At 62.0% G+C, this 8,551-nt stretch carries 5 protein-coding genes; 1 reads left to right on the top strand and 4 read right to left on the bottom strand.

What is annotated here, in order from left to right; genetic code table 11:
* Positions 1–590 precede the first annotated feature (590 nt).
* Positions 591–1,988 (top strand): glycoside hydrolase family 28 protein, encoded by a 1,398-nt coding sequence (locus tag VFU66_RS03165; RefSeq protein ID WP_326444781.1) that lies wholly within the window; start codon positions 591–593, stop codon positions 1,986–1,988.
* Between the two features lie 234 nt (positions 1,989–2,222).
* Here the strand turns inward: VFU66_RS03165 and VFU66_RS03160 are convergent, their stop codons facing one another.
* The 4 genes from VFU66_RS03160 to VFU66_RS03145 all read right to left on the bottom strand — a co-directional run.
* The gene (locus tag VFU66_RS03160; RefSeq protein WP_326444780.1) at positions 2,223–3,686 is read right to left on the bottom strand and encodes an RNB domain-containing ribonuclease; all 1,464 of its coding nucleotides are present in this window, start codon (positions 3,684–3,686) and stop codon (positions 2,223–2,225) included.
* 14 nt (positions 3,687–3,700) lie between these two features.
* Positions 3,701–5,185: a rhamnulokinase gene (locus VFU66_RS03155; RefSeq protein WP_326444779.1), complete on the bottom strand. Its 1,485-nt coding sequence runs from the start codon at positions 5,183–5,185 to the stop codon at positions 3,701–3,703.
* The gene (locus tag VFU66_RS03150) at positions 5,182–7,389 is read right to left on the bottom strand and encodes a bifunctional rhamnulose-1-phosphate aldolase/short-chain dehydrogenase (RefSeq protein ID WP_326444778.1); all 2,208 of its coding nucleotides are present in this window, start codon (positions 7,387–7,389) and stop codon (positions 5,182–5,184) included. The genes VFU66_RS03155 and VFU66_RS03150 overlap by 4 nt, the downstream gene beginning before the upstream one ends.
* 190 nt (positions 7,390–7,579) lie before the next feature.
* Positions 7,580–8,551 (bottom strand): substrate-binding domain-containing protein (locus VFU66_RS03145; protein WP_326444777.1); only part of this gene is annotated, 972 nt, incomplete at its 5' end.

The following is an 8,551-nucleotide window of genomic DNA, read 5'->3' as shown; positions in this document are numbered from 1 at the left end:
GACGGACTGTCCGTCAGACTCACTGATATTCCGGTTTATCCGATTCTCGGTCGGCTTCTTCATCGTCTCACTCCCATTCATGGGATCATGGCCGCTCTTGCGCGATGTTGTCTACAATCTCGTATCAAAGCTCTGACGGATTAGTCCTCATAAACGCTGTTCTCGTCATGGATGCGTCTCAATTGATGCCCAATCGCCGAGTCACTCATCGACCTTCAGGGATGAGTACCTGGTCGGCTTCCTTCCCGCAATTTATCCGAAGCTCGTTTCCACGATCCCGACCCTAATCAGATGACCAACCAGACCACGCTCCTCAAATTCGCGGCGCACGTAGTCTTCCAATCCACAGCCCAGCCCTTGACGCGACCGATAAAATAAGAGATGGGAGCGGTGGAACTTTTAGCCAAGAGGGAACGTCTCACAATCGAAGTCCATTCGGACAAAACCACTTTGTTTTGAATACTTTGGGCACAACCATGCCGAAACCCCCTTGCGTTTCTGGGTTTGGCAACATGATTGCGCCGAAGTCCAAACCTAACTCCTTTGTTCAAAGGACTTTGCATACTTAACCCCGGGAGGGGGGAGCCACCATGACCACCCGCACCAACCGCATCCGCCAAGCCGCCCAACTCACCCTCGCTCTCGCCCTCACCACCGCCGCGCTCGCCCAGCCAAAAATATTTTTCCCCACCGACTACGGAGCCAAACCCGACGGCGCCACCCTCGCGACAGCCGCAATCCAGAAAGCCATCGACACCGCAACCAAAGCCCACGGAACCGTCAGCTTCAAGCCCGGAACCTATCTCACCGGCTCCATCTTCCTCAAGTCCGGCGTCACCCTGGACGTCCCCGAAGGCGTCACCCTCATCGGCTCCGACAAACTCGCCGACTACCCCGAACTCCCCACCCGTGTCGCCGGCATCGAGATGACCTGGCCCGCCGCCCTCATCAACGTCCGCGACCAGCACAACGTCACCATCACCGGCCACGGCACCATCGACGGCGACGGCCCGCCCTGGTGGAAGTCCTACTGGGACCTCCGCAAGATTGACGAGCCCAAGGGTCTCCGCTGGGCCTCCGACTACGACGCCAAACGCCCCCGCCTGGTCCTCATCCAGAACTCCGCCAACGTCCACTTCGGCGGCGGCCTCCTGCTCAAACGCTCCGGCTTCTGGACCGTCCACGTCCTCTACTCCCACGACATCACCATCGACGGCGTCACCATCCGCAACAACGAAGGCGGCCGCGGCCCCTCGACCGACGGCATCGACATCGACTCCTCCCACGACATCCTCGTCGCCCACGCCGACATCGAAAACAACGACGACGCCCTCTGCCTCAAAGCCGGTCGCGACTCCGACGGCCTCCGCGTCAACCGCCCCACCTACAACGTCGTCATTCGCGACTCCATCATCCGCCGCGGCGCCGCCGCCATCACCATCGGCAGCGAAACCTCGGGCGGCTTCCGCAACATCGAGGTCTACAACATCACCGCGCTCTCCGGCGTCCCCTCCGGCGTGCTCTTCAAATCCGCCCACACGCGCGGAGGCTACGCCAAAGACATCCGCATCCACGACCTCACCCTCGAAGGCGTCGCCATCCCCATCCACATCACCATGAACTGGAACCCGAGCTACAGCTACGCCACCATGCCGCCCGGCATCACCAACCCGCCGCCGTACTATAAGGTCCTGACCACCCCGGTCCCCGATGGCAAGGGCCTGCCCCACTTCTCCGATGTCCACATCTGGAACATCAAGGCCACCGGCGCGCGCCAGGCGTTCAACGTCAGCGCCTACCCCAACGCCACGCTCGACAACTTCCGCCTCGACCACCTCGACATCGAAGCCAGGACAGCAGGCGTCATCGCCAACGCAAAAAACTGGACCATGACCGACAACAAGATCCAGACCGCCGACGGCAGCAAAGTCACCTTCACCGACTCCTCCGTCAACGACACCACCACACCCTACGGCGAACCGAAATGACACACGCTCCAAAGCACGTGATCTCGACCGGAGGCGGGGCTTTTGCCGCCGGAGTGGAGAGCCCCCCGTATTCTGCACTCCCCGCAACCACTATTACTTCCACGCAGAGAAGGAAAACATAACACCAATCAAAACGACCACGGATAGAACGGACAACACGGATAAAAACAAATCCGTGAAAATCCGCGCCCATCCGCGGTCGTCATTAACATCCGTGCAGATCGGTGTTAAGCCTCACGCCCGCGCAAAGTCAATAAACGCATGAACCGGATCGGTGTGAATCAGCTTCACATCCACCGTATCGCCCACATCCAGCCCGCGCTCGCCGTGCACCACCTTGCCCTCCACCGGAGGATGAAACACCCGCACCCACGTCCCTTTGTCGCCCGCGCCGGTGACAACTCCATGGAACGTCTGGCCCACTTGATCAGCCAAAGCCACCGCAGCAACGCGCTTCTGCATCGCCCGCTCCACCTTCCGAGCCGCGCGCTCCTGTAGATTGCACTGCGCGGCAATCGCCTCAAGCTCCGCATCGGAGTACGGAGCGGGCTGCTTCGCCAGCATCGCCTTGACCAGCCGCTGCGTCACCAGGTCTGGAAACCGCCGGTTCGGTGCAGTCGAGTGCGCGTAGTCCCCCGCAGCCAGCCCGAAGTGCCCCGGAGGATTCGGATCGTTCCCCGGAGTCAGCACATACTCCCCCGGCCCCATCAGCTTGATGATCGCCAGTGCCAGGTCAGGATAGTGAACCGAATCGCTCGCCCGCTGCGCCGAAAGAAACGCATTCAGCGCGCCTGAGTCCGGCTCCGCAGACAGCTTCGTCCCATGACGCCCGACCAACTCAACAATCCTGTCCCACCGCTCCGGAGTCTTGACGATGCGCCGGATGCACGATCGCCCCGCCGCCTTCAGCATTCGCGCGCCCACGCCGTTGGCCGCGATCATGAACTCTTCAATCAGGTCGGTCGCGCGGTTGTGCGCCGCCGTGCGTATCTCCTGCACTTTCCCGTCAACAACCACCGGGTCCGCCTCCGCCCGGTTGAACTCCAGCGCACCCTGCCGCACACGCTCCGCCCGCAGAGCCAACGCAGCTTCGTCCTGCAGTTTCAACTGCGCCTGCAACTCCGACGAAGCCGCCACCTTCGCATCCGGTTGCGCCGTCCCTTCAAGCCACGGTCCGACCTTGCTGTATGCAAGCTGCGCCTTGTTCCTGACTACCGCGCGATAGATGTTCTCCTGCCCCACCCCACCATTGGCATCCACCACGAACTCGACCACGTCCGCCGCGCGATCTTCGTTTTCGTTCAGCGAAGTCAGATCGGTCGAAAGCTCGTTCGGCAGCATGGGAAAGTTCTTCACTGCCGTATAGACCGTCTGCGTCTGGTCTTTCGCATGGTCGTCGATCGGCGTGCCCTTCAACACCGAGGACGACACATCCGCAATTCCCACGCGCACGCGGATGCCGCCGTCTACACGATCAGCGACCTCAATCTGGTCGAGGTCGCGCGACGTGTCGTTGTCGATCGAAGACCAGAGCAGCGAACGCATATCGCGCACGTCGCCGCCGGGCTCTACGGCGTGACCGTCGGCACGAATCTCCTCCACCTGTTCTTCGGTTCCGGTCGGAAAGCCTGGATGAAACCCCTCGCGGACCATCTCCGCAGTAGCCGCAGCAGCAAGATCGAATGGATGACTGGACATGCATCGCCAGCCTATCACGCGGCAGGCTGCGCCTGCTCCAGTGCTGAGACGAACAAACCAGCCCAGCGCGAGACCTGTTCCGCATACGCACCCGTCACCGCGTCGCGGCTGCCTTCGAGCACCGCCATCTGCACCGCGAAGTTTCCCACGGTCGAGCTCTCCGGCGACCCGCGAAACAGCTCCAGCCCCGTGGCCTCGGCCGTCAGTCGATTCAGAAAATCATTCTGGCTTGCACCACCTACAACAAACAATCGTTTCAGCTTCTTGCCGCTGTGCAGCGCCACGCGGTCCAGCACCTTCGCGTAGCGCGCCGCAAGACTGTGAAAGATGAGGCTCGCAAACGCAGGCGCATTCGCCGGAGACTCATCAAGCGGATCGAGCCCCTTCCGCGCGCGCTGTGCGTTGATGCGCTCCGGCATCCGCCCCGCGAGCAGCAGATCAGGATCATCGACATCGAGCAGACCCTGCGGCTTCGGAACCTTTTCTGTAGCGGCAACCAACTCAGCAACCGTCCACGTCCCGCCGTCGGCGGCCCACTTGTCCATGCACTGCCGGACCAGCCACATGCCATTCACATTTTTGTGAAAGCAGATTCCACCGCCCACCGCGCCGAGGTTCGTGAAGTTTTCCTCCGCTGCCGCAGCGCCGTTGCGAGGCTGCTCCAGCAGCGTGCCCACCAGCGACCACGTGCCCGAGCTGATGTACGCCCAGTCGTTCCCCGTCGCGGGAATGCCCGCAATCGCCGACGCAGTATCGTGGCACGCGGGCGCAATCAGCACCGCATCGCGCAGCGCCGGAAGCTCAGCCAGCGGTCCGCGCAGTCGTCCAATCTCCGTTCCCGGAGGTACCAGCTTTGGCGCGCACGCCAGATCAAGCTGCGCCGCCTGAAAGATCTCGCGGCACCACTGCCGGTTATATAGCTCCACCATCTGCGTGTGTGTTGCATTGGTATGCTCGGCCACAGGAGCCGCGCCCCACCGCAAGAGCACATACTCCGGCAGATTCAGCCACTGGCGTCCCTCCGGCAGGCCAGCCAGCGCATCCGCATAAAGCTGATAGAGCGTGTTGATGCGCATCAGTTGAATGCCGGTCAGCTCACGCAACCTGTCCGGGCCAATCCTGCGATGCAGCGCGCGCTCCGCCTTGACGGTACGCTCGTCACGATAGCAGAACGGATCGGCCAGCGCCTTGCCGTCCGCGTCCACGCGGACATAATCGACCGCCCAGCCATCGACGGCAATCGACCGCACGCCCTCGGTGGCAATCGCCGCGCACTTGCGCAGTCCCTCGTCGAGCCCCGCTTCAATCCGTGCGAAGTCCCAGTGCAGCCCGCCGTCAATCTCGCGCGGAACATTCGCAAATCGATGCACCAGCGAGATCTTGGCCTTGCCTCCAGCCCAGCGTAGCAGCGAGACACGACAGCTCTCCGCGCCCAGATCGACTGCAATCAGCGCGCGTGTGTCCTTCGGCAACAACACTGTGCCTGGAGCTCGTCTCATCGCAGATACGCCTCGGTCAACCCACCATCGACAGGAATCAGATGGCCGGTCGTGCAGCGCGCCAGCGGCCCGGCGAGGAACAGGATCGCCTGCGCGCAGTCCTTCGGGTCGATGGGCTGATGCGTCAGCGTGCGCGTCGCATAGAACTTCGCAAGCTCATTGCGCAGGCCGTCGTCGGTATCCTTCTCATCGAACGGCAGCTTGTACTTTTTGAGCGACGCAATCACGCGGTCGCGCGGAAACATCGTCGAGCCCTTCACCACCGTTGCAGGCGAGATGCCGTTCACCCGCACCTTCGGCGCCAGCGACACGGCAAGCTCGCGCACCAGATGGCTCAACGCGGCCTTGCTCACGTCGTAAGCCTCGCTGCCGCGCTTGGCAACGACGGCGTTCGCCGAGCTGGTCAGCACCATGCTCGCGTCGATTCCCTGCTCGTTCAAAATCTTCTCCGCCTCATCCGCCAGCAGGTAGTTCGCCGTGACATTCACCTCCAGCGTCAGCGCCCACTGCGCATCGCTGATGACGCCATCGGGCGACGAAGGAAACAGCGCAGCCGTGTTGATAAGAATATCGATGCCGCCGAACTGCTTCACCGTCGCAGCCAGCGCGGCCTTGATCGCTGCGCGGTCGCGGATGTCGATGCTCGTCCACGTCACTGCTTCTTTGCCTGCAATCGCAGCCGTCTCTGCCGCAACAGCCTCCGCACCCTTCACATCGCGGTCGGCGACGACGATATGCGCGCCGCGCTCGGCAGCCAGCAGCGCCACCTCGCGCCCAATCCCGCTGCCTCCGCCGACGATCAGAGCAACGCGGCGGCTCAGCTCTTGCTCCGGCGGCTGACGGCGAATCTTCGCCTCTTCGAGCTTCCAGTACTCGATGCGAAACGCCTCGCTCGGCGGCAGCGCGACATAGTTCGAGTAGACGGTAAACTGGTCCGCGCTCGCTGCCGGTCCGGCCTGCGGAATCTCCTTGCACTCGACGCCAGCGCCGAGCGAGCCCGCGCCCTGCATCACGCCAATCGCGTTGATGTAGAACTCGCCCGTAATCCGCGACTCGGTTTTATTTTTGCCGAAGCTGAACATGCCCACGCCCGGCACCAGCACCACGGTGGGGCTGGCATCGCGCACCGCAGGCGAATCCTTCACCGCATGCTTCTTGTAGTACTCCGCATACTCGGCGCGATAGGTCTCAAGCGCCGTCTCGATCAGCTCCTTCAACTCGGAAGGATCGCCGGCCGGATTCCATTTGATGAACATCGGCCGAATCTTCGTGCGGATGAAGTGGTCCGGACAACTCGTGCCCAGGTGCGCCAGCTTCTCCGCCTGAGCCGAGTTCACAAACTCCAGCACCTGCGGCAGGTCCGAGTAGCTGCCGATCCACCGCTGCTTCCGCGACACCGCTCCACGCAGATACGGCATGATGCCCGCCGCAATCGCAGCGCGGTCGTCACGTGACTTCACCACGCCGCCGCCAAAGGGCTTATAGCCAGCGGCTCCGGCGTGACGCTCGATGAACTGTCCAAGCTGGTCGATGATCGTAATGGTATTCAGGTAGCACTCACGCTGCGTCGCGCCCCACGTAAAGAGGCCGTGGCCGCCCAGCACCACGCCGTCGCACCCCGGCGTCTCTGCGACAATCTTCTTGAGCATCATGCCCAGCTCAAAGCCCGGACGCTGCCACGGCAGCCACGCCAGCTTGTGGCCGAACTCCTTGTTGAACTCCTCCATCTTGATCTTCCCGTTGGCCGAAGCCGCCAGCGCAATCCCCCAGTCCGGGTGCAGATGGTCCACATGCGCGAACGGCAGGAAGCCGTGCAGCGGCGTATCGATGGAGGCAGCGACGGGATTGTTCCCAAACGTACACAGCGGATACATATCCACCATCTCGTCTTCGAGATCCACGCCCTTGTACAGCGTTTCGAGCGCGAGCAGCTTCTCCATATAGAGCGTCGCAAACCCCGCGCGCTTGATGCTGCCCAGGTCGCCGCCGCTGCCCTTCACCCACAGAATCTGCTTTGCCTTGCCATCCACCGGATCGACCTGCTCCAGCTTCGAACTGGTATTGCCGCCGCCGAAGTTCGTAATCCGCAGGTCGGAACCGAGCAGGTTCGACCGGTAGCGGAGCAGCTCTGGCCCATCCAGCTTCGACGCCACCGCGTCGTCCCACTTGTCTTCAAGAAACCGTAAACCGCCTTTGCCCGCCATCTGAAAACCTCGCTCGCCTGAAATCTGTCAGTTTATTTTCCACCATTAACACCAATACAGCAACTATTTCAAATCCGAAAATAGCGCGCGGCCCTTCCTGAAAGGACCGCATCCGTGAAAATCCGCGTCCATCTGTGGTCGTCTTTCTCAATCGGCACTATCGGTGCAAATCGGGTTAAACCTTCAGCCTCTACAGCAGCGACTCCCGCGTCACCAGCTTGTGCTCCACGTAGTTGTACGGCGGCACGGTCTGACCCCGCAGCAGCGAAAGCCCCAGGTGAATCAGGTTCGGCCCATACGAGTTCGTCTCGTGCGAGACCGACGCAATCAGTGGCGACCGATCCTTGCGCATCTCGGAGATCGCCTCGGCGATGCAGTCCTGCCCCACAATCGCCACATGCTTCTCGCGCTTCTGCTCATTCACGGCATCAACCGCGCCCAGCGCACTGGTGTCCGTCGCTGCGGCAATCAGAATGTGCTTGTCTTTCGGATGCCGCTGTAGAAAGTCCGAGACCAGCTTTTTGCTGCGATCGCGCATTCCGCGCCCGTCCATCCTCACAAACGACTCGACCGGCAGCTCGGGAATGCCGCTGCGTACGCCCTCGAATGCACCCGTCATACGGCTCTGCACCAGTTGTCCGGCCTCGGCCAGATCCAGTCCAAGCACCCAGTCCACCTTGCCGCCCCAGTTGTCGTTCGCATAGCGTGCCAGCGTCTCGCCTGCCTCCACACCCACGCGATAGTTGTCCACGCCGAAGTACGTCGCATGCGGATGCGGAATGTCGATGGCGATCATCGGAATCTTCGCCCCGGCAATCTTGTCGGCGATCATCGGAGCGACCTCCTGCTCGACCTGAAACTCGATGACCAGGTCCACTTTGCTCCTCACAAACTCCTCGGCATTCTTCAGCGCCGTGGCTGCATCGTACTTATTGTCCAGTACGAGCAGGTCCACGCCAACCGATGCCGCCGCGTCCTTCAGGCTCTCCGAGACCTCCACCGAAAACGGCATGTCCGCGCTCTGCGCCGCGAAGCCGAAGCGCATCTTCTTCGGCCGTGTCACCTGCCGGTAGAGTCCATCGGGCGACTGCGCCAGATACCCACGATGCACAAACGTCTTCAGCACGCGGTACACCGTCGTCTTCGAGATGCGCGTCTGGCG

Origin of the sequence: Edaphobacter sp. (assembly GCF_035763405.1) — a bacterium.
Classification (GTDB): domain Bacteria; phylum Acidobacteriota; class Terriglobia; order Terriglobales; family Acidobacteriaceae; genus Edaphobacter.
Note: the sequence above shows the minus strand (reverse complement) of the source record. Positions and strands in the feature narration are given on the sequence as shown.

Excerpts from the sequence above, each read along its gene's own strand:
- VFU66_RS03155 (WP_326444779.1), bottom strand. The coding sequence starts at position 5,185 with ATGAGACGAGCTCCAGGCACAGTGTTGTTGCCGAAGGACACACGCGCG.
- VFU66_RS03160 (WP_326444780.1), bottom strand. The coding sequence starts at position 3,686 with ATGTCCAGTCATCCATTCGATCTTGCTGCTGCGGCTACTGCGGAGATG.
- VFU66_RS03150 (WP_326444778.1), bottom strand. The coding sequence starts at position 7,389 with ATGGCGGGCAAAGGCGGTTTACGGTTTCTTGAAGACAAGTGGGACGAC.
- VFU66_RS03165 (WP_326444781.1), top strand. The coding sequence starts at position 591 with ATGACCACCCGCACCAACCGCATCCGCCAAGCCGCCCAACTCACCCTC.